At 62.2% G+C, this 19494-nt stretch carries 21 protein-coding genes and 1 tRNA gene; 11 read left to right on the forward strand and 11 right to left on the reverse strand.

The annotated features are described in order from the left end of the window. Window positions 1-107: 107 nt before the first annotated feature. From GS429_RS15060 to GS429_RS15080, 5 genes are all read right to left on the reverse strand, one after another. Window positions 108-689: a DUF7110 family protein gene (locus tag GS429_RS15060; RefSeq protein WP_160066182.1), complete on the reverse strand. Its 582-nt coding sequence runs from the start codon at window positions 687-689 to the stop codon at window positions 108-110. 119 nt (window positions 690-808) lie between these two features. Further along, complete coding sequence (locus tag GS429_RS15065; protein WP_160066183.1) at window positions 809-1153, reverse strand: glutaredoxin family protein; 345 nt, start codon at window positions 1151-1153, stop codon at window positions 809-811. Between the two features lie 109 nt (window positions 1154-1262). After that, on the reverse strand, window positions 1263-1730 hold the full coding sequence (locus GS429_RS15070; RefSeq protein WP_160066184.1) for a DUF6691 family protein: 468 nt from the start codon (window positions 1728-1730) through the stop codon (window positions 1263-1265). Beyond that, window positions 1727-2215: a YeeE/YedE family protein gene (locus GS429_RS15075; RefSeq protein WP_160066185.1), complete on the reverse strand. Its 489-nt coding sequence runs from the start codon at window positions 2213-2215 to the stop codon at window positions 1727-1729. The genes GS429_RS15070 and GS429_RS15075 overlap by 4 nt, the downstream gene beginning before the upstream one ends. A gap of 190 nt (window positions 2216-2405) precedes the next feature. Continuing rightward, on the reverse strand, window positions 2406-2861 hold the full coding sequence (locus tag GS429_RS15080) for a response regulator (protein ID WP_160066186.1): 456 nt from the start codon (window positions 2859-2861) through the stop codon (window positions 2406-2408). Between the two features lie 176 nt (window positions 2862-3037). Here GS429_RS15080 and GS429_RS15085 point away from each other — a divergent pair, with 176 nt between their 5' ends. After that, window positions 3038-3397: a DUF7344 domain-containing protein gene (locus GS429_RS15085; protein WP_160066187.1), complete on the forward strand. Its 360-nt coding sequence runs from the start codon at window positions 3038-3040 to the stop codon at window positions 3395-3397. A 121-nt stretch (window positions 3398-3518) separates the two neighbouring features. Here the strand turns inward: GS429_RS15085 and GS429_RS15090 are convergent, their stop codons facing one another. Continuing rightward, window positions 3519-4316 (reverse strand): M14 family metallopeptidase, encoded by a 798-nt coding sequence (locus GS429_RS15090; RefSeq protein ID WP_160066188.1) that lies wholly within the window; start codon window positions 4314-4316, stop codon window positions 3519-3521. A gap of 141 nt (window positions 4317-4457) precedes the next feature. Beyond that, window positions 4458-4949: a DUF309 domain-containing protein gene (locus tag GS429_RS15095; protein WP_160066189.1), complete on the reverse strand. Its 492-nt coding sequence runs from the start codon at window positions 4947-4949 to the stop codon at window positions 4458-4460. A 101-nt stretch (window positions 4950-5050) separates the two neighbouring features. Between GS429_RS15095 and GS429_RS22420 the strand changes: the two genes are divergently transcribed. The 6 genes from GS429_RS22420 (at window position 5051) to GS429_RS15120 (ending at window position 9195) form a co-directional block, all read left to right on the forward strand. Continuing rightward, window positions 5051-5179 (forward strand): hypothetical protein, encoded by a 129-nt coding sequence (locus GS429_RS22420; RefSeq protein WP_268892304.1) that lies wholly within the window; start codon window positions 5051-5053, stop codon window positions 5177-5179. A 115-nt stretch (window positions 5180-5294) separates the two neighbouring features. After that, window positions 5295-5612, forward strand: a complete 318-nt coding sequence (locus tag GS429_RS15100) for a hypothetical protein (protein ID WP_160066190.1) — start codon at window positions 5295-5297, stop codon at window positions 5610-5612. 385 nt (window positions 5613-5997) lie between these two features. Beyond that, the gene (locus GS429_RS15105) at window positions 5998-6939 is read left to right on the forward strand and encodes an ABC transporter substrate-binding protein (protein ID WP_160066191.1); all 942 of its coding nucleotides are present in this window, start codon (window positions 5998-6000) and stop codon (window positions 6937-6939) included. An 11-nt stretch (window positions 6940-6950) separates the two neighbouring features. Next, complete coding sequence (locus GS429_RS15110; protein ID WP_160066192.1) at window positions 6951-7673, forward strand: ABC transporter permease; 723 nt, start codon at window positions 6951-6953, stop codon at window positions 7671-7673. Then, the gene (locus tag GS429_RS15115) at window positions 7670-8437 is read left to right on the forward strand and encodes an amino acid ABC transporter ATP-binding protein (RefSeq protein ID WP_160066193.1); all 768 of its coding nucleotides are present in this window, start codon (window positions 7670-7672) and stop codon (window positions 8435-8437) included. The genes GS429_RS15110 and GS429_RS15115 overlap by 4 nt, the downstream gene beginning before the upstream one ends. Before the next feature lie 53 nt (window positions 8438-8490). Next, on the forward strand, window positions 8491-9195 hold the full coding sequence (locus GS429_RS15120) for a TOBE domain-containing protein (protein WP_160066194.1): 705 nt from the start codon (window positions 8491-8493) through the stop codon (window positions 9193-9195). 379 nt (window positions 9196-9574) lie between these two features. Here the strand turns inward: GS429_RS15120 and GS429_RS15125 are convergent. After that, a tRNA-Glu gene (locus tag GS429_RS15125) sits at window positions 9575-9649 on the reverse strand. A 437-nt stretch (window positions 9650-10086) separates the two neighbouring features. On the opposite strand from GS429_RS15125, the gene GS429_RS15130 reads away from it, so the two are divergent. From GS429_RS15130 to GS429_RS15140, 3 genes are all read left to right on the forward strand, one after another. After that, window positions 10087-10824: a fumarylacetoacetate hydrolase family protein gene (locus tag GS429_RS15130; RefSeq protein WP_160066195.1), complete on the forward strand. Its 738-nt coding sequence runs from the start codon at window positions 10087-10089 to the stop codon at window positions 10822-10824. Between the two features lie 64 nt (window positions 10825-10888). Next, window positions 10889-11605, forward strand: a complete 717-nt coding sequence (locus GS429_RS15135) for an MBL fold metallo-hydrolase (protein WP_160066196.1) — start codon at window positions 10889-10891, stop codon at window positions 11603-11605. Between the two features lie 78 nt (window positions 11606-11683). Continuing rightward, window positions 11684-12643: a DUF8108 domain-containing protein gene (locus tag GS429_RS15140; protein ID WP_160066197.1), complete on the forward strand. Its 960-nt coding sequence runs from the start codon at window positions 11684-11686 to the stop codon at window positions 12641-12643. Between the two features lie 31 nt (window positions 12644-12674). Here the strand turns inward: GS429_RS15140 and GS429_RS15145 are convergent, their stop codons facing one another. The 3 genes from GS429_RS15145 to GS429_RS15155 form a co-directional block, all read right to left on the reverse strand. Then, entirely contained in the window at window positions 12675-13766 is a 1092-nt protein-coding gene (locus GS429_RS15145) for a DNA topoisomerase IV subunit A (RefSeq protein ID WP_160066198.1), read from the reverse strand. After that, entirely contained in the window at window positions 13763-16261 is a 2499-nt protein-coding gene (locus tag GS429_RS15150) for a DNA topoisomerase VI subunit B (protein ID WP_160066199.1), read from the reverse strand. Before GS429_RS15150 ends, GS429_RS15145 begins: the two co-directional genes overlap by 4 nt. Before the next feature lie 105 nt (window positions 16262-16366). Continuing rightward, window positions 16367-17371 carry a potassium channel family protein gene (locus tag GS429_RS15155; protein ID WP_160066200.1) on the reverse strand — a complete coding sequence of 335 codons (1005 nt, stop codon included), beginning with the start codon at window positions 17369-17371 and terminating at the stop codon, window positions 16367-16369. Window positions 17372-17522: 151 nt separating this feature from the next. Between GS429_RS15155 and GS429_RS15160 the strand changes: the two genes are divergently transcribed. Further along, window positions 17523-19475: an MEDS domain-containing protein gene (locus GS429_RS15160; protein ID WP_160066201.1), complete on the forward strand. Its 1953-nt coding sequence runs from the start codon at window positions 17523-17525 to the stop codon at window positions 19473-19475. The last annotated feature ends 19 nt before the right edge of the window (window positions 19476-19494 follow it).

Genomic DNA, 19494 nt, shown 5'->3' on the forward strand with positions numbered 1-19494 from the left:
TGACCCCTGCCGACAAAGCATATCTCCACCGTAGATCGCCCCCTACGAGATACTAACGAAATCAGCTGGGGCTAAACACGTACGCTAGCGGAAAACGCGGTGTCCGCTCAGTCGCTGATGAACTTGTTGTCCCGCCAGTTGACTCCTCCCTGGCCGGACTGGTGTTCGCGGGGCCCTTCGACGACTTCGATGTCGGCCGGACGAGGCTCGCCCTCGACGATCCGCGTCGCCTCGAGGTCGCCGTCACGTTCCGAAATCGCCGTCAGGGTTCCCTTTTCGGCGGCTTCGGCGATCCCACAGAGGACGAGAAACATCTGATACTGTAACAGCGAGTTCTGTAGGACGGTCTCGCGGTCGCCCTTGAACGCCGCGAACTCGACGAGTTCGGACTCGATCTCCTCTTCTTCCTCTTCGTCCCACCGGAAGGAGTTCCGGCGTTCGTCGGGATCCTCCTCGTAGACTCGGTTTTCGGTAACGCTGGCCTTGAGCTGGGCCGTCGGGGTGTACTTGCTGACCGATTCGTCCGTGGCGACGGCCTTGAGAATGAGCGTGTTGTTTCGCCGCGTAATCTCTACGTCGGCGACGCCATCCGGGTACGTGGCTTCCTCGATGTGCTCGCGAAGGTCTTCGAGGGGCAGTTCAAGGGTCGAGTGCAGCCGATATACGTGTCTGGATTCCTCTGTTGACATAGTGGGATGGTGTGCGACGACAGCCGTTGAGTCCTAGTACGTAGGCGTGACTTATATGATCTGCTATTATATGCGTGAGTTATCCGTCCTGATGAATGTCCGGCAGTTTGAAACGGGGGTTACTCCCCCTGCAGCGTCGCCTCGAGTTCGTCGCGTTCCTCGAGTTCTTCCAGAATGTCCGAGCCGCCGACGAATTCGCCGTCGACGAACGTCTGCGGAATCGTCTCCCAGCCGCTGTGTTCGTTGAGTGCCACGCGGTACTCGTCCAAGGACTCGAGGACGTCGACCGTCTCGTAGTCGTCGCGGTATTGGTCGATGAGTCCGAGCGCTTTGCGGGAGTACCCACACTGTGGCATCAGCTCGGTCCCCTTCATGAAGAGGACGACGTCGTTTTCGTCGATCGTTTCCGCGACCTGTTCGTCGACCTCGTCCTGATCGAGCCCCTGGTTCGGTGGGAAGTCCATGTTCGATTCGTTGGTGATGAACGGGGATAGGCCTTGCGTCATTCGAGCTGTTACCACCGATCACCAGAACGGATCGGCGATCGGCGGTACATAGTTACAGCAATCCGTATCAGTCGGCGGTCGCCGCCGGTAACCCGTGGTCGGCGCGAGTCGAGCGCCAGAAACCCTGGATGTAGGCGCCGATGAACATGCCGGCGATCCCCCAGAGGATGGCGTAGTTGCCGATACCGAGACTGGCGTAGGCCGCACCGGGACAGATACCCGACAGGCCCCAGCCGACGCCGAAGATGCCGCCGCCGATGACGACGTTCTTATCGAGCGTCTTCAGCCGCCGACCGTAGACCGCACCCGTAAGGGGTGCCGTACTGCGGAGCTGTTTCACGCCGAAAAAGGTGATCCCGGTTACGACTGCGGCACCGAACATGACGAACAACAGGCCGAAGTCCTCGAACTGCAGGAAGCTCAGGACGACCTCGGGCTGGGCCATCTGACTGAAGCCAAGGCCGAAGCCGAAGATGAGTCCGCCGACGAACACCAGCGGCAGGAACAGCCGGTGTTGTTCGTGGTCGGCGCTCATGGGCTCACCCCCGCAGCCTGCACCAGTTGTGCGGTTCCGATCGCGATCAACAGGAACGTCATCACGCCGACGAAGGAGGCACTCGAGACCGAGCCGACGCCACAGACGCCGTGGCCGGAGGTACAGCCCTTGCCGACGCGGGTCCCGATCCCGATAAGGACGCCGCCGAGCAGGAGACGCCACCACTGGACGTCGGTCGTCCAGAGTCCGTCCTGAAAGGCGAGCGCGTAGACGGCCGCGCCGGCGACGATTCCCAGCGTGAAAACGACTCGCCAGTCACGCGAGGGGCGATACCGCTGAAACCGAGAGAGCGACGAGCCGTAGGAGAGCGTCGACTCGAGGAACGTGCTCGCGCCGGCCGCAATGCCGGTCCCGAGATAGATCACGGCGACTCCGAGGCCGACGAACAGGCCGCCGATCGCGTAGTGGCTGATCCCGTTGGGGAACAGTTCCGCGAGCATGGCGACGGGAAGCGTTACAGTCATCACTCGTCGGAAGAGGTTGCCAGCGTATCAAAGCTACCGACGCGGGGAAAATTGTGTATATCTCGGATGGGCCTTCGAGTGGAGGCGAAGAGTCGATCGACCCGACTCGGGCGGTCTACCGTCAGTCAGTACCGACGCGAATACAGCCGCACCCGGCCGTGGTTTCCGGGACCTCGTACAACAGTCCGTCTCAGCGCTCTTCCTCCGTCGTCGGCAGTTGTGCGGTGGAGAGCCAGAACTTCTTGAACGTCTCGAGAGTGTCCATAAACTCGCCGGGTTCGACCGCTTTCGTCAGACAGGCGTTTGCGTGGTTCGTATACGAGGTAACGATGTCGCTCTCGTCCTGTGACCCCGTCAGAACGGTCACCGGAATTTGCTTGAGATCCGGATCCCCCTTCAGTTCCGTCAGGACGGCTTTCCCGCTGGTTCGAGGGATATTCCAGTCGAGGAGAATGAGGTCGGGCCTCGGTGCGGCCGCGTGATCGCCGCGCTGGTGGACGAAATCGAGCGCTTCGTCGCCGTCGGAGACGACGTGGAGTGAACTCGCGTCGTCCGGCTCGCCGAAGGCTTCCTGCACGAGTCGCGCATCTCCCGGGTTGTCTTCGACGATCAGGAGATCCAACGCTCGAGAGGACAAATTACTCATTACCGTCTCTTCGGTACGAAGCCAGATGAAAGTACTGACGAATCACAGTCGTTCTGACTGGGACGGTGCGAGCGTCCCGGCGGCTTGGGTTCGCTGGCCGTCGCGTACCGGAACGATCCAACGCCTTTAGGCACGGAACCTATTCGGGAACAGCCCGTTCGAAGGAACGAACGGCAATGAACCAGACGGACGCTTTTCGAGTTCTCGCGAGCGCTGATCGTCAGCTCATCCTTCACGAGCTGTTAGACAGTGATGGATCAATGTCCGTCTCGATACTTGCAGAACGGGTCGCATCTCGCCGACACCGGATCCCGACCGGAACGATTAGCGACGATAAAGTCGACCGCGCGCAGGTCCGGTTGGTCCACCAGCATTTCCCGCGGCTGATATCGCACGACATTATCGCTGTCGACTGGACCGAAGAACGGGTATCGCTGGTCGATACCGAAGACGTCGACTGTCTGCTCACAGCCGCGGCGGAACTCGAACGGTGGCCGCCGGACGGTCTCTTGGAGCAGCCCGAACCGTCCTCGTGACCGGAGTCGGGGTCGACGAGTCACGTGCTGGCTTCGAAAGACCGACGCCGGAAACGAGCACCGCGATACCGTGGCTCCGCCGGCAGCAGTGAGTCGAAAACAGTGCCTCGAGACGTCGGCGTCAGTCGGCGGCTGTCGACGGCGTGAGGACCGATACCTTTTCTGCAGCGTAACCGAACACGTCGCGGTAGCCGTTCGAAGACATAAGGACCGGGTAAAACGCCTCCTCGGCGACCTGTTCGTTGCCGTCGGCGGCCGCGAACGGATCACCGGCTTCGACTTCCGTGAAGTTGTCGACGAACACCTCGTACGTGTCCGCCTGCGCCTTACGGATCACGTCGGTGAGCCGATAGACGGGCAGATCTCGGTGAACCGTATCGCCCGGTAACACACCCACCGCTGTCAAAAACGCCCGCGTCAGCCGATCGGCGTTCTGGGCGGCCGTCTCCGACCCCTGCAGGCCGCACTCGACTTCGATCGTGTCGATCTCCGAGAAGAGTCGCCCCTCCGCGAAGTTGCTCGTCTCGACCATCGCCGACACGGGAAGCTGTGGAACAAGCTCGTTTGCGGTCTCGCTGACGCTGTTGACGATCGCGAACGGATCGGCGTGGCTCTGCGTCGAGTGCATCGAGAAGGTGAAACAGCCTTCGAGTTCGTCGACGAGTCGGTGTGCAAGCTGGGCTTCGTGGGTCGCTGCGTCCGGATCACCGGGGAACGCACGGTTCAAATCTTCGTCGACGAACCGGACCTGTCGCTCGAGAGCGCGTTCGTTGGCGACGATGAGTTTGACCGGCCGTTCGACGGTCGGGCGTTCGTCGAGGAGCCGTTCGACGGCTCGGACGCCGCAGGGTTCGTCTCCGTGGACGCCCGCGACGACGGCGATCTCCGGCGTTCCCGACCCGATCTGTGCAACTCTCATTGGTCTAGTATTGGGCTGGGAGGCCAAAGGCGATTCGGTCTCTCACATTCGCGAATATTCAGGTTCCCAGTTGCGTTCGAGTAGACCGGGCTACTGTCCGTCAGTGAAGCCCCTCCCGACACGATGAGAGGGGGAAAACTGTCACTCCTCGAGTGCGTCGGCGTACTCGAAATCGAGCGCTCGAGCCTCGGGTCGCTCGCCGTCCAGGGGGATTTGCCAGCCGTCGATTCGGCCCGGATCCTCCAGCGCGTTCGTGAGCGCGGTTCGGACCTCGAGGACGTCGACGCCGTAGTAGTCGCGGGGTACACCCTGTAAGTACTGCAATGCGGTTCGGAAGAGCGACCGCATCCCGTCGTCGTTTTCGAAGTCGACGCGTTTGTACGCGCCCGCAGCGACCTGGACCATCCCGTGGAGAAAGGCGCTCTCGGTGGAGCCGCGGCCGTAGTTGTACCACTCCAGTTCGAAGCAGTCGTGGCTCTCGTGGTAGGCACCCGCGTTGAACAGCCGGACGCCGTGGTCCGTCGCTCGACGAAGCGTCGCGTGTTCCCAGCGTCGGTCGTCGACGAGCCAGCCCGTCGGCGTCTCGGCGCCGGGCGGCGGCGCGACGGCGGGGTCGCTGGTGTGGTCGTCCATGCGGGCGTGTTCGATGGGCGAACGGGTAACTCCGTCGCCGGCCGCTCGCCTGCTTGCCCACCCGTGCGTTTATTCTTTTCCGGTCCCGGGTTTCAACTGGGATGAGGCACCCCGACTGGCGGTGTCAGAACTGTGGGGAGCGACTCTACGAGCACGTTGAGGTCGGTTATCAGTGTCTGAACTGCGGACGACGGTACTCCATCGACGAACTCGAGGGGAACGCCGTTTGAGAGAGTGTTCCACGGGGCCGAAACGACACCGGAGCGCAGTAGAGTGCCGGCATTTCGTAAGCGGCCTGTAGCTGCGGGCCCAATAGTATAGGGCGCGACGCCACAAGAACGATGCATGGAGACGCGATGGGCGACCGTCGACGGCGTGCACTTACAGCTACCCGAGGAGTGTACTGTCGACGAACTTCGGGAGGAACTGCACAAACCAGCCGACGCAGTACTGATCGCCGTCACGGGAGACCTCGTTTCGGTCGTTCACGAGGACGATCAGTCACTCACGAATATGGTTGCCGGCTGTGCAGACACGTACTACTTCAAACGGCCGAACGAATCCGACCGAAACGACGTTCTGGCCGCGCCGGAAATCGACCACGCGCTCGAGAACCCGTCCGCGGAAGAAACAACCTTCCAACGACCCGGTATCGATCACTGATACGGATTGCTGTAACTATGTACCGCCGATCACCAGGGACGGGGTCGGTGATCGACGGTAATTGACTACAGTAAACCGTATGAGGGCGGGCTTGAATCGCGGACTCGAGCCTACGCGCTGACCCAGCGGTTCGAGAGATGAGCGGCTTTTGTCGTATGCGAGACTGTCGAGCCTCGAGATTAGCGTGAGAAAAACCATCGGAACCACCCCTACAGTAACGACTGAAACCATAGGAGCCACTGGAAGTCGGTGCACACTCGATCGCACTCGAGGGTCCGACGCGGCTCCCGCTGGGTCATGTAACAGAGTTCTCGTGCGAGGCCGACAATCCGGGTGAGCCGCTGTCATCCAAAGGTATTTCAGCCGTCCTCCTATCGAAGTATCTATGGAGATACAACGGAGGGGGCTCGTCGCTGCGATTGGAAGCAGCGCCGCGGTCGGATTAGCCGGCTGTGCGGCTCTCGCTGGCGATACCGGTGACAACGAGAACAGTCCAGAGATCAGCGGTGAAACGTTGACGTTGACCACGACGACGAGTACGTACGATACGGGCCTTCTCGATGAATTGAACGCCCCGTTCGAAGACCGATACGGTGTTACCGTCGATACCGTCGCTCAGGGGACCGGTGCCGCACTCGAGACCGCTCGGAACGGGGACTCGGACGTGGTCATGGTTCACGCTCGCTCGCTCGAGGACGAGTTCATGGACGAAGGATATGGCGTCAACCGCCGCGACCTCATGTTCAATGACTTCGTCCTCGTCGGCCCGCCGGACGACCCCGGCGGTATTTCGGGCGAAACGGACATCGAAACCGCGCTAACCGAGATCAGCGAGGCGGAATCGGAGTTCGTTTCTCGCGGCGACAATTCGGGAACGCACACGAAAGAACTCGAACTCTGGGACACGGCGGGGCTGACGGTCGAAGCGTTCGGCGAGTGGTACATCGACGGCGGCGGCGGCATGGGTGAAATCCTGAACCAGGCGAGCATGCAGGACGCGTACACGCTGAGTGATCGCGGGACGTTCATCGACATGCAGAGCGAGATCAATCTCGATATTCACGTCCAGGGTCCCGTCGAGGGCGGGCCGGAACCCCTCATGAATCCGTACGGAATCGTCGCCGTCAATCCCGCCGTTCACGATCACGTCGAATACGATCTCGCGATGGCGTACATCGGCTACATCACGAGCATCGAGGGACAGGAGATCATCGAGGAATACACGTCGGAGGGCGAGCAGTTGTTCTTCGCCGAAGCGCTGTCCGAGGAACCGAATTTCCAACAGTACGTCCCCGAAGGATGGGAAAGTTCGAACAGTGACGAGTAAGGTCCGATAGAATGCCCCTCGAACCCGATACGCTGACGCCGCTCCTGATCGATTTCCCCTTCGAGTGGAACTACATTCGGAGTATCATCTACGTCTCCCTGTACGTGAGCCTCACTGCGGTCGTACTGAGTACGCTATTCAGCCTCCCGGTGGCGCTCCTCGTCGGCTTCAAGGACTTTCGCGGGAAGACGCTGCTCACCTCGATCATCAACACGGGGATGGGGTTTCCGAGCGTCGTCGTCGGTCTCGTCGTCCTCTTTGCAGTGTCGAATCAGGGGCCGCTCGGATCGTTCGATCTCGTGTTCACGACCGAAGCGATGATCATGTCACAGTTCATTCTCGCCGCACCGGTAATCACGGGCGTCAGCCTCGCTGCCGTCAGTAGCGTCGAACAGAACGTCCGTGATGCGGCGTATGCGATGGGTGGCACGAAGACGGACGTCGCGCTCGTCACGATCAAGGAAGCCCGTTACGGGATTGCGACGGCGGTTCTCGCCGGCTTCGGACGGGCGATCAGCGAAGTCGGCTCCGTCCTTATCGTCGGCGGGAACATCGCCAGCTCGGACGGAACCTCGGTTACGCGAACGATCACGACGGCGATACAGCTCGAGGCGCGACAGGGACGGTTCGAAACGGCGATGATCCTCGGAGCGATTCTCGTCGTCCTCGTGTTGATCGTCAACGCGATTGTGGTTCGGCTCGGGAACGGCGGCGGAGGTGGTCGGTACGAATGACACTCGAGGCGATAGACGTCCATCACGGCTACGGGACCGAAACGGTGTTCGAAGGCGTCTCGCTCTCGGTGTCGCCCGGCGAAGTCGTCGCAATCATCGGACCGTCCGGTGTCGGGAAATCCACGCTGCTCCGATTGCTCGCCCTCTTCGACGCGCCGAATCGGGGGTCGATCGAGTACGAGAACCAGGCCGTCTGGGACGTCTCGGAGCAGCGGCGGCTCGAGTACCGCCGCCGAATTGGCATGGTCTTTCAGGAAGCGAGTCTCTTCGACGCGAGCGTCCGTCGCAACGCCGAATACGGGTTACGGGTTCGACGATCCTGGACCGATCGCCTTCGGCACGAACTCTCGAGTCTGGTCGGGAAGACGAACGGGACGGGCGATGCCATCGACGCCCTCGAGACCGTCGGATTACGAGAGCAAGCCGACCAAGACGCCTCGTCGCTCTCCGGCGGCGAGGCACAGCGAGTTGCGTTCGCCCGCGCTCTGGCTTACGAGCCGGATATTCTGCTTCTCGACGAACCGACATCGGATCTCGATCCGCGAAATACGGCGGTTATCGAAGACGCAATTCTCGAGGCGAGACGTCGCGGAATCGGCGTCGTTATCGCAACGCACGACATGCATCAAGCTGAACGGATCGCCGATAGAGTCGCAGTTCTCCTCGGGAACGACATTATCGAGGTTGGAAATACCGAAACGGTCTTCGAAAATCCGACTGACGAACGCACCCGGAAATTTATCGAGGGCGAACTGATATACTGAGGAACGATAGCTCATGTTCCATCTCCGTCGGTACCGAAGCGAGGTCCGCGATAATGACGATTGAAAAGGAATACAGTACGAAACTCTCGGTCGATGGCATCACTATCGATCAGCGCGACATCGAAATGCTCGACGCGATCGACCAGTACGGTTCGATGCACAAAGCAGCCGATGCGCTGGGACGGTCGTATGCACGATTACAAAATCGCGTCGTCGAGATCGAAGACGCCGTGGGGACGATCACGGAGCGACAGCGAGGCGGGAGCGGTGGCGGCGGAACCAAACTGACGCAAACTGCCCGAGAGCTACGCCAGCAGTTCGACCGGCACGAAGCGGAACTCGACGGCGTTGCACAGGTAACGGAGTCCGTCTTTACGGGGACTGTCCGAGATCGATCCGGGGAACTTGCGACCGTCGATACTGACATCGGTTCGGTCCTCGCGCTGGTTCCCGACGGGGCGACCGAAGCCCAAATTACCGTTCGCTCCGACGCAGTCGTCTTGACCGACCCGGACGAAGCGCCGCAAACGGACGGAACGAGTTTACGGAATCAATTTACTGGTACCGTAGACGGAATCGAACCCGGTGACGCGGTCGTGAGAGTATCTGTTCAACTCGGAGCGGACAGTACGATTCAGGCGCTGATCACCAAAGCCAGTTCGGATCGATTGGCGCTCGAGCCAGAGCGGACGATCACCGTCTCGTTCAAAGCAACGGCTGCCCGAGCGATCTCGATCGAGTCGGACCCTCTCGAGTAAGCGGCGGTACCCGTACTGATTGATGCTGAAATCGTGCTTTCCCAACGCGTGGTCCCAGTAACGGATCCGCAGTCGATCAGCTCGCGCTCGGACAGCCGTTCTCCAGACTGCGGTGGCACACGGAATGTCGAGGGTATTGGACACCGATTTGACGAACCGATAGAAGCGCAAGACGCCGTGGTTTTTGGCCAATGCGGCGAATCACAACGGCCTGAGCGGCGGACATACGTTCATCTCCAGAAAATACGGGGCGGAAAAGCCGTGGGATGCTCCGTCTGGGATTTGAACTACGCCCAGACGTGCTCGCTACGCTGCGCGCGTCTGGTCTAATTCAAATCCAGGATCGCATTTTCGGCTCACGAGTTTGTTCGCCGAAAAATGCTCCGTCTGGGATTTGAACCCAGGTCATCGGCTCGAAAGGCCGAAATGATTGGCCGGACTACACCAACGGAGCGAGCGCATTAGCTGATTGCTGGGGCCTAGTAAAAAACGTTCCGTTCCGTGCCCGTAGTGGCACGCCCTCACGTGCTCAAATACTCGTCACGTTTCTACCGAGACTGCGGTCACAATCGCTCCCTGACGAGTTCGCCCCGATAACTGCGTTACTCGACTGGTATCGTCGCTTCTGATGCTGCCCGACAGGGATCAATACGAAGTCGGTCGCGAATTTACGGCCGGTGACCAAACCACCGGATTACGGTGCCCAGCAACACGCAGTGGTTCTGCGGACGCCTCCGACCGCGATGGCCAGCAGCACGTCCGGCTTTCACATCGTCGTCCGGCAGTACGAATCTCACGACGCTCCGGCGCTCGCTGGCGCCGGGACAGAGCGACCGTCTCTCGAGTGCCGCCATCTCAATTCTTTTCATGCCGCGACACGACCCTTCCCGCATGAAATACGTTCGATTCCGCGACCCTGCCGGTGCCGTCCGCCGTGGCGAACTCGAAAGCGGTTCCGTCCACTTTGGCAACCAGAGTTTCGCACTCGAGAGCGACGAAATCGATATCCTTCCGCCCTGTGAGCCGTCGAAAATCGTCTGTATCGGACGCAACTACGCCGACCACGCGGACGAGATGGGCAACGACGTGCCGGACCGTCCGCTATTGTTCCTGAAACCACCAAACGCGGTCGCGGCCCACGGCGACACCGTCACCGCGCCCGCGGGCAAAGAACGGATCGACCACGAGGCCGAACTGGGCGTCGTCATCGGCGAACAGTGTCGGCACGTGCCCGTCGCCGACGCGATGGACGTCGTCGAAGGCATTACCTGCGTCAACGACATCTCGAATCGAGACGATCAGCGCGAGGAACAGAACTGGATCCGCGGGAAAGCCTTCGACGGCGCTGCGCCGCTCGGCCCGGTGCTCGCCACGCCCGACGAAGTGCCCGAGGACGCGAGCGTCAGGTCGCGGGTCAACGGCGAACTGAAACAGGACGGCTCCCGCGAACAGCTCATCTTCCCCATTCCGGAACTGATCGCCGAGATTACGACCTACATGACCCTGGAGCCGGGTGACGTAATCGCAACCGGAACGCCGGAAGGCGTTGGACCACTCGAGGACGGCGACGAGGTCGAGATCGAAGTCGAAGGCGTTGGCACGCTCTCACACTCGATTCGACGACCCTGACGAGCACACGGACCGACCCGCGACGAGCCAAACCATTTTCGATCCCGTCGCACAAAGGGGGCGTATGACTGTTCGTTTCGGTGCGGTGACCGTCGACTGGTTCGGTCTCGCGACGATCCGCCTCGAGGGCCAGACCGGGGTGGTCATCTACATGGACCCCGGCCCGGAGTCAGCCGGCGTCCTCGACGGCTACGACGCTCGCGACGGCGACCTCGTTCTGGTGAGCCACGGCGATCACTACGATCCCGACTCGATCCGGCGGGTCGCTCACGAGGACGCCATCGTCGTCGTCCACGAGTCGATCGACGCCCGCGAGATTGATCACGCCGAAGAACAGCCCGAAGCCCTCCCCTACGAGGTCGAGCGCGTCCGCGCGGACGAGTCGTTCGTCCTCGGGCCGCTGGATCTGTTCACCACGCCCGCGTACAACGATCCTGCCGGCGCTCACGTCGACGAACGGGGCGATCCGTACCATTCGGAGGGAGACGGCTGTGGCTTCGCCGTCACCGTCGACGGCGTCTCAACGTTCTGGCCGGGCGATACCGACGTCCTCCCGTCCCACGAGCAGCTGGACGTCGATCTCTTCTGTCCGCCGATCGGCGGAACGTTCACGATGGATCGCCACGAAGCCGCCGCGCTAGCCGAGCGGATTCGGCCCGACCTCGTCCTCCCGGTCCACTACGATACTTTCGAATCGATCGAAACCGATGCGGACGCGTTCGTCGTCGACGTCGCGAATCGCGGTGTCCCGGTGGTACTCGACGAACGAGCCGTGAACTAACCCGTCACGCCGTTCGAGAACACGTCGGGGATTCTAGAAGACCAAAGAGTTAGTGTCGTCCTCGTCGCCCCTTCGAGTATGGGCGGAGACCGTCGCTCGAGTCGGGATTCCGGTGGGACGCTGTACTGTTCGAACTGTGGCACCGGTCTCGAGCCCTCGATGAACTACTGTCCGAACTGTGGCGCTCCGAGCGGCCAGACCGGGACGCAGTCCCAGACGCGACGCGACGTGAGCAGGGGACCGGGACCGGGGTCGACCGCGACCGCGTCGGGAACCAACGAGCTTCGGCCAGGGTCGAGTTCCGAAACCACCGATCGCGACGTCCTCGAGTATCGAATCGCGAACGCCTCGCGGGACGGGTGGGAACTCGAGCACGACTTCGGCGACCACGCCGTCATGGTCCGCCGGACGGTCGGCAGCGTCAACGAGCATCTGGCCGTCGCGGTACTCACCGTCTGGTTCACGATGGGGCTCGGCAACGCACTCTACGGAGCGTATCGGTATTTCGGCGACGCCGAGCGGATGGTGTTGCGAGCGGAGCAGACCGAGAACGGGGACGACGCCGAGAAGACGTCCGGCTCTCTCCTTCTCGGACGGGCGACTGCAGCGGTCTGCTGGCTGACGGCCGCGATTATCGCGGCGATCGGCGTCCAGTTGGGCCCGCCGGCGGTGAGTTTCATCCTCTTCGCGCTCGCGTTCGTCTTCGCCGCCATGGGGGTGAGCGTGCTCCCGTCGGTGAGTCGCCGGCTCGCGAACCGTCACCCGGTAACGGCCAACGGACGAGTTCACTCGGTGGACGAACGTACCGTCGTCGCCTACGACAGGCCGTGTTCGGCCTGCGCCGATCCCGTCGGTCGCGGGGTCGAACGGACGTATCGGAAGGAGTTCTGCGTCCTCGGGATTCCCCTGACGGCCGCCGAGGGCCGTAACTACTACTGTCGGCAGTGTGCCAACGCTGCCCAGTCGTCATCGACCGAGCGGACTCACGGCGAGTCGGCGACGGCTCAGGACCGAGATCGCGAATCGGAACGTACCTGAAACCGGCGCGTGCGTCCGAACGAAAGCGGCGTTACAGGATCCCCATCTCGTCGAGTCGCTCCGGCAGATACGTATCCGTCACGAAGTCCAGACCGCGTGCAGCGAGCGACTGCTGTTCGGACTTTTTCCCGATCTCGAGCTGTAACTCGATCTGTTCTTCCCAGTAGTCGGTCTGGAATCGCGGGTCTTCGAGTTCGCTCTCGAGGGCGTTGATGTCCGAGTCGCTGAGCGGATCGGTCGGGAGTTCGTACTCGACGATATCGGCGGGCTGGATGCCGATGTACTTGGCTTCGGGTGTGGCGAGATACTCCGAGAGGTGGGCCGACTTGATCGAGCCGTAGGCGACGGACCCGTAGATACGATAGGACCACGGGTCACCGTCGGCGAAGACCGTAACGGGGAGGTCGAGTTCGTCGTGAAGTCGTTTGGTGATGCGGCGGGTCGCCCGTGCGGGCTGGCCCTTCAGGTGGACGATGAGGGCGTTGTACTCCTCGTCGAACCCGTTCTCGACGAGTCGGTCGCGCATACCACCGGTCTCCACCGCGAGAATGAAGTCGGCGTCGTTGTCGAGGAACTCGATCGTGTCGGGGTTGTTCGGGATCTGGTATCCGCCTTCGCCGACGTCTTCCTGACAGTGGATTTCGCGTTCGCCGCGGCGAGTCTGTTCGCGCAGGTTGAGAGGGCCCATGATCGTCGCACCCGACTCCTCGGGGCGCATGTGGAAGTCCTCGCGAGTGACCCCAGAGACGATCTCTAAGTCCTCGATCATGCTGTTGGACTCGTCCTGATCGTTGAACTGGGCCTCGTTGTTGTCCCAACTCTCCGAGAGATAGTAGAGTTCACGCAGGGTCGACGACCGGTCTTCGTCGAGTTGCTCGGCGAGGAACTCGATCGTGTAGACCGCCTTGAGGAGCTTTCGAGCACCCTTGACGGAGTTCGCGGAGCGAGTCGACTCCCGGTCGCCGTAGACCCAGACGTTCGAGTCCTCGTCGTACTCGATGTTGTTCTTGGTCCGCGTCGGCACGGACATGTGAGGGATCTCGCCCAGTTCGAACTGGTCGTAAAACTGCGCCGCGAGATCGATCAACTGTTCTCGTGCCTGCTGCTCGTTGTCTGCGCTCATTGTTTCACTGTAAGTTTCTCGCTTTCGACACCCTTGACGTCGAGATCGAACTCGGCACCGTCGGCTACCTCGTACTCGAGGGCGGTTTCGTCGTTACTCGACACCTCGGGAGCCCACTTGATGAACCACTCGCCGTCCATCTCGACGACGGTCGCGTCGTCGGGGAGGCCAGTCGGTTCGGCGGTCACGATATCGGTAATCTCGAGCGATTCGTTCGTACTCGAGTTGTTTTCGACGGTGACCGAGACGGCCTGGCCGTCGCCGTTTTCCTCGACGCCGCGCTCGACGAGCACGTTGTTCATAATCCGGGCGATGGCGTCGTCGATGTTCGGCTCCTCTCGGCCGGTCACCTCGGCAACCTTCTCGGCCATCTCGGGGAGTATCTTGCCCAGGACGTTCTGTTTCTTCCGACGCTGTTGCATCGAGCGGCGCTTGTTCAGATAGCTCTTGAGTTCGCGTGCGGCCTCCCGGATCGCGAGTTCGATCTCGTCTTCCATCTCCGGAACGTTCGCGACGGCGTCTTTCGACTCGCTGGTGAAGGGGACGTTCGTGGAGGCGACGTGGACCATGATGACGGCCGGTCCGTTCGGGAGACCGGAGCCGCCGGGCTGGTCGAGGCCGTAGTTTCGCCAGCCGATGGATTTGACCACGTCGGTCGTCGCACAGGCACCGCGCTGGTAGACCAGCGGGACGCGGTTTGCAAACCGCATGACGTCCGCGCTGCCCTCCGCGGGGAGGTCGCCGCCGTAGGCGATACCCGCCTCGACGATGAACGGGTCGCCGCCGTGGACCTCGGCGTCTCGCGTCGCGGAGGCGTAGAAGTCGGCGTCGAACTCCTTCTCGAGGCCGGCCGAGATCAGGTCCTCGGTAATGGGGGCGAGACACCGCGTCGGCGGGGCCATGATGTCGGTCGCGCGCATCCCGTCGACGAGGTTGCTGGTGGCGTCACGGTCGTTGTTGAGTTCGCGAACGAGCGGCGGGTCGTCGGGAACGGTCGACATCACGCCCCAGACCGCGTCTACGACGTTCTCGCGAGCGGTGTCGCCGAACGTAATATCGTCGTACTCCTCGGTGAGATCCGCCGCTCGGTCGACGTACGCCTCGAGTTCCGTTCGGGTGAGTCGATGGCGGACGTTTTCCTCGGCCTCGCGTGCGTCCTCGAACTTGGCCGCGAACCGCTCGGCGAAGGCGTGGATGACCTCGTCGTCCTTGCGGGTGCTCGTCGCCTCGTCGGCGAGTTCGTAGAGGCCGGCGACGAGTCTCGAGACGTCGGGTTCGCTCGGGTTATCGTCGGTAGCGCTTGCGGCGTCGGCGTCGGCTTCGGTCTCGTCTTCGAGTTCGCGAGCGTCGATCAGCGCGAGCCAGACGGCCTCGACGGCGTTTTCTCGGACGGTGTCGCCGAACGTGGTGCCGTGGTCGTCCTCGACGGCATCGGCCGCCGAATCGACGACCTCGAGGAGTTCGTGGTGGGCGATCCGGTCGTGATCGTCGACCGCGTCGGCGATGGCGTCGGCGAAGGCGGCCGTCGCGTCGGCGCCCTTGTTCGACGTCGCGTTCGAGACGGCGGCGTGGAGATCGATATCCTCGCGACTCGCGGGCGGTCGCCAGCGCATCTCGCGACCGTAGTGGCGGTCGCGGAACTCGTCGATGACCGAATCGGCGGTCTTCTTGCCGACGCGGGTGAACTCTTCCTGGAGGAATCCGGAGACCGTCTGGGAGTCCGTCGCCGTCAGCATCTTCATGACGGTCCCGAGTTCGACGCCGTGGGGGTGTGGACGGATCTCTTCGGTCTCTTCGGGCAACTGATCCGTCGCCCGCTCGAACTTGAAGTGTTCCTGCGGTTCGCGGAGTTCGAGGCGTGCGTGGGGGTTGACGACCGCCGTGTGCTTGATGTAGTCGTGAAGCTGGTTGCGCGCACGCATGTTCGCCTCCATCTCGAGGACGATGCGCGTACCGTGAGGACGGTCCCACGAGGTGGTCTCTTCGACGCTGATCTCGGGTTCGTTATCGTCGGTGTCGACGATGAGTTCGAAGTACTCCGCCTCGCTCGCACCCTGGGTTCGACTCGTGATCTTGGCGGGTTTCCCGCTGGTGAGTTGGGCGTAGAGCACCGCGGCGGAGATCCCGATCCCCTGCTGACCGCGGGATTGTTCGCGCGCGTGGAAACGCGATCCGTACAGCAGTTTCCCGAAGACCTTGGGAAGCGTTTCTTTCGTCAGACCCGGCCCGTTGTCCTCGACGATCAGGCGATAGTAGTCGCCCGCCTCTTCGATTTCAACGTAGATGTCCGGGAGAATACCCGCTTCTTCGGCGGCGTCTAAGGCGTTGTCGACGGCTTCTTTGACCGCCGTAACGAGGCCTCGAGCACCGCTGTCGAAGCCGAGCATATGCTTGTTCTTCTCGAAGAACTCGGCGATCGAGATCGCTTGCTGGCTCTCTGCCAGCTCCTCGGCGATCCCGGCTTCCTCACCGAGTGTCGACTGGAACGACGTCATTGTCCCCCCATACTAACGGCGGGGCTAAAAGGTGTGCGTTACCGGAGTGAAAGTGAATGGGGTGTTCGGCGACCGTCGCACGGATCAGGTCGTCGTCGACGAGCCTCACTCGTCCAGCGACGGCCAGTACCACGCATCCGCTCGGACGACGCCGAGTAACTTCCGTCGGCGCTCGGAGAGTTCCTCGAGCGCCTCGTCGAGTTCGTCGTCGTCGGCGGTTGGAATCTCCTCGTCGCGAACGCGCTCGAGATCCGGCGGCGGCGGCACCTCGTCGGCTGGCTCGATGAAGGCCGTCTCGAGGGTGTCGAGGTAGCTATCCACGCTCGCGCGGGCGTTCTCGACCAGTGTGGGATTCGGCTGTGCGTCCTCGTCGACGCCGTGGCGAAAGAGGGTAAGCGCCTCGTCGAAGATCGGGACGGCCATGGCCGAGGCCCTCGACGGCTGTTCGCTGTGGTAGTAGTGGAGGATCGGGTAGGCCTTGTGCTGATCGGCCAGCAGCGACAGTTGCGTCGAGAGCGACTCCATCGGCAGGTCAAGCCCGCGGAACTCCTCGTCGGTGCCGTTCCAGCCCGCGCGGACGAACGCCTCGCTGCGCTCGCCGAGTCCGGTGACGTCGCTGGCGAACGATCGTTTCTCGGAGACCGCACCGAGAACGGTGAGGATGTAGGAGACGCCGAGGGTGACGAAGGCCATTCCCGTCGCCGTCGTGAACGAACTGGCGATCTCCCACGTCCCGGTCGTCGGCGAATAGTCGCCGTTGCCGTTCGTAAACATCGTGTAGGCGACGTAGTAGAATCGGCCCGTCCAGTCGGCGTACTCACCGGTCTGCGGACTGATGAGTGCGGTCTTGTCGCCGGCAAAGAGGAACGTCCAGCCGATCCAGAGCAGCGCGATCCACATCGCGAGTGTGAACGCGAGAATGAGCGGGCCGGCGAGACTCAGTGCTCGCGGATGGTCTCCGCTCAGCGTTCGCAGTCCGCGCCAGGTCCAGGTCGTCAACCGCCCGGAGAGCGGCCCGGAGCCGCCGTCCACCCAGAGGGTCGTCCAGAGGATATCGACGATCACGGCGACGAGTACGACGATACCGACGGCCAGATACAGCGGTTCCATTTCGTCGCTATACGTGACAGAGCCCCGTCAACGATACCCCGGTCACTGACACGGGTTTTTCAGCGGGGGCGGGAACCGGTCCCTGACCGTCGCCCTTATACACGTCAATCTCCTGTTCCGGATAGTGGCTGCCCCGTCCCCTGATCATCCCATGAGCAACTCCCTTCATCCCCCGACAGACGACGTGCTAAGCCTCGAGAACCCGATCCAAGCGTTACAATCCAGCCCGGAGTTTCGGGGCCCCGTCGAACCCCTCGACGGGAACCACTGCAACGATCACTTCGCGCTCCTCTACGAAGACAAAGCGGAGCAGTTCGCGGCCGCGGTGCCGTTCGTTCGCCAGGGACTCGAGCGCGGCGAGCGATGCATGTACGTCGTCGCCGAGAATTCGCGAGCGGCGGTTCGGGAGGCGATGATCGAGGCGGGAATCGACGTCGACGCCGCTCTCGATTCTGGGGCGTTGACGTTCGAGACCGTGGACGAGACGTATCTCAGTGACGGGGAGTTCGACGCGGACGAGATGATGGCGTTCTACGCCGACGCCGTCGAGGAGGCTACCGAGGGGTTCGAGGCTTTCCGGCTGGCCGCCGAGATGTCCTGGATTCTCGACGGCGACGTGACGACCGAGGAATGCATGGCCTACGAAAGCAAAATAAACGATCTGTTCGACGACACCGACGCCATCGCGCTCTGCCAGTACGATACGACGGCGTTTCCGTCCGAGACCATCTGCGACGTCGTTCGGGTCCACCCGCATCTCATCTACGACAACACCGTCTGTCACAATTTCTACTACATTCCGCCCGAGGAGTTCTGCGGCCCCGAGCAGTCGAGCCACGAAATCGAACGGATGCTCGGGACGCTGCTCGAGCGAACCGAAGCGAAGACCGAACTCCGCGAGCGGAAGGCGTTCCTGGAGGACCAAAGCGAGATCACCTCGGATCCCGACCGATCGTTCGAAGCGAAGTTACAGGCGCTGTTCGAACTCGGCTGCGAGCGATTCGATCTCGAACTCGGCGCGATAGCCCGCGTCGATCCCGAGGCCGACCGATTCGAGATCGAGTACACGAGCGCCGACCACGACTACTTCGAACCGGGCGTGGCGCTCCCGCTCTCGGAGACCTACTGTGATGCAGCCACCGAGGACGGTGGCGTCGCGAGTGTAACTGATCCCGCGGCGGCGGGCTACGAAAACATCACGGTGCACCGCAATTTCGGCTTCCGGACGTATCTCGGAACGGCCGTCGACATCGAGGGCGGCGACGACAGAACGTTCTTCTTCGTCAGTTCGGAACCCCGATCGAAGCCGTTCTCGGACGACGAACACACGTTTCAGCAGTTGATGGGCCAGTGGGTGAAGTACGAACTCGAGCAACGGCGGCGTGAACGCGACCTCGAGCGGACGATCGATCGGCTCGAGACGTCCAACGAACGGTTAGAGCGGTTCGCCTACGCCGCCTCCCACGACCTGCAGGAACCGCTCCGAATGGTCTCGACCTATCTGCAGTTGATCGAACGCCGGGCCGACGACGAACTCTCCGCGGAGAGCCGGGAGTTTCTCGAGTTCGCGGTCGACGGCGCGGATCGGATGCGCGAGATGATCGACGGGCTGCTCAAGTACTCCCGCGTCGAGACGGGGGGCGAACCGCTCGAACCGGTCTCTCTGGACCGCGTGCTCGAGGACGTCCTCGACGATCTCCAGTTCCGGATCGAGGAGTCCGACGCCGAGGTCGAAATCGGGGGGCTGCCGCGAGTGCAGGGTGATAGCAGCCAGTTGCGACAGGTGTTCCAGAACCTCCTGTCGAACGCGATCGAGTACAGTGGCGACGAACCGCCCTGGATCCGGATCTCCGCCGAACTCGAGGACGAGACGAGTATCGTTACGGTCCGGGATCGAGGTATCGGGATCGATCCCGAGGACGCGGAGCAGGTTTTCGAGGTCTTCGAACGCCTGCACACGCGCGAAGAACACGAGGGAACGGGGATCGGGCTCGCGCTCTGTCAGCGGATCGTCGAACGCCACGGCGGCGAGATCTGGGTCGAGTCCGAACTGGGAGCGGGCTCGACGTTTTCGGTCGCGTTGCCGACGGCGCCCGACCGATAGTCGCGAACCAATCGAACCC

It is taken from the genome of Natronorubrum halalkaliphilum, assembly GCF_009834785.1.
GTDB classification, from domain to species: domain Archaea; phylum Halobacteriota; class Halobacteria; order Halobacteriales; family Natrialbaceae; genus Natronorubrum; species Natronorubrum halalkaliphilum.

Coding starts and splice junctions, on each gene's coding strand:
- GS429_RS22420 (WP_268892304.1), top strand. CDS start 5,051: ATGAGGCACCCCGACTGGCGGTGTCAGAACTGTGGGGAGCGACTCTAC.
- GS429_RS15100 (WP_160066190.1), top strand. CDS start 5,295: ATGGAGACGCGATGGGCGACCGTCGACGGCGTGCACTTACAGCTACCC.
- GS429_RS15145 (WP_160066198.1), bottom strand. CDS start 13,766: ATGAGCGCAGACAACGAGCAGCAGGCACGAGAACAGTTGATCGATCTC.
- GS429_RS15135 (WP_160066196.1), top strand. CDS start 10,889: ATGACTGTTCGTTTCGGTGCGGTGACCGTCGACTGGTTCGGTCTCGCG.
- GS429_RS15095 (WP_160066189.1), bottom strand. CDS start 4,949: ATGGACGACCACACCAGCGACCCCGCCGTCGCGCCGCCGCCCGGCGCC.
- GS429_RS15110 (WP_160066192.1), top strand. CDS start 6,951: ATGCCCCTCGAACCCGATACGCTGACGCCGCTCCTGATCGATTTCCCC.
- GS429_RS15080 (WP_160066186.1), bottom strand. CDS start 2,861: ATGAGTAATTTGTCCTCTCGAGCGTTGGATCTCCTGATCGTCGAAGAC.
- GS429_RS15160 (WP_160066201.1), top strand. CDS start 17,523: ATGAGCAACTCCCTTCATCCCCCGACAGACGACGTGCTAAGCCTCGAG.
- GS429_RS15120 (WP_160066194.1), top strand. CDS start 8,491: ATGACGATTGAAAAGGAATACAGTACGAAACTCTCGGTCGATGGCATC.
- GS429_RS15085 (WP_160066187.1), top strand. CDS start 3,038: ATGAACCAGACGGACGCTTTTCGAGTTCTCGCGAGCGCTGATCGTCAG.
- GS429_RS15075 (WP_160066185.1), bottom strand. CDS start 2,215: ATGACTGTAACGCTTCCCGTCGCCATGCTCGCGGAACTGTTCCCCAAC.
- GS429_RS15105 (WP_160066191.1), top strand. CDS start 5,998: ATGGAGATACAACGGAGGGGGCTCGTCGCTGCGATTGGAAGCAGCGCC.
- GS429_RS15150 (WP_160066199.1), bottom strand. CDS start 16,261: ATGACGTCGTTCCAGTCGACACTCGGTGAGGAAGCCGGGATCGCCGAG.
- GS429_RS15065 (WP_160066183.1), bottom strand. CDS start 1,153: ATGGACTTCCCACCGAACCAGGGGCTCGATCAGGACGAGGTCGACGAA.
- GS429_RS15130 (WP_160066195.1), top strand. CDS start 10,087: ATGAAATACGTTCGATTCCGCGACCCTGCCGGTGCCGTCCGCCGTGGC.
- GS429_RS15140 (WP_160066197.1), top strand. CDS start 11,684: ATGGGCGGAGACCGTCGCTCGAGTCGGGATTCCGGTGGGACGCTGTAC.
- GS429_RS15060 (WP_160066182.1), bottom strand. CDS start 689: ATGTCAACAGAGGAATCCAGACACGTATATCGGCTGCACTCGACCCTT.
- GS429_RS15115 (WP_160066193.1), top strand. CDS start 7,670: ATGACACTCGAGGCGATAGACGTCCATCACGGCTACGGGACCGAAACG.
- GS429_RS15070 (WP_160066184.1), bottom strand. CDS start 1,730: ATGAGCGCCGACCACGAACAACACCGGCTGTTCCTGCCGCTGGTGTTC.
- GS429_RS15155 (WP_160066200.1), bottom strand. CDS start 17,371: ATGGAACCGCTGTATCTGGCCGTCGGTATCGTCGTACTCGTCGCCGTG.
- GS429_RS15090 (WP_160066188.1), bottom strand. CDS start 4,316: ATGAGAGTTGCACAGATCGGGTCGGGAACGCCGGAGATCGCCGTCGTC.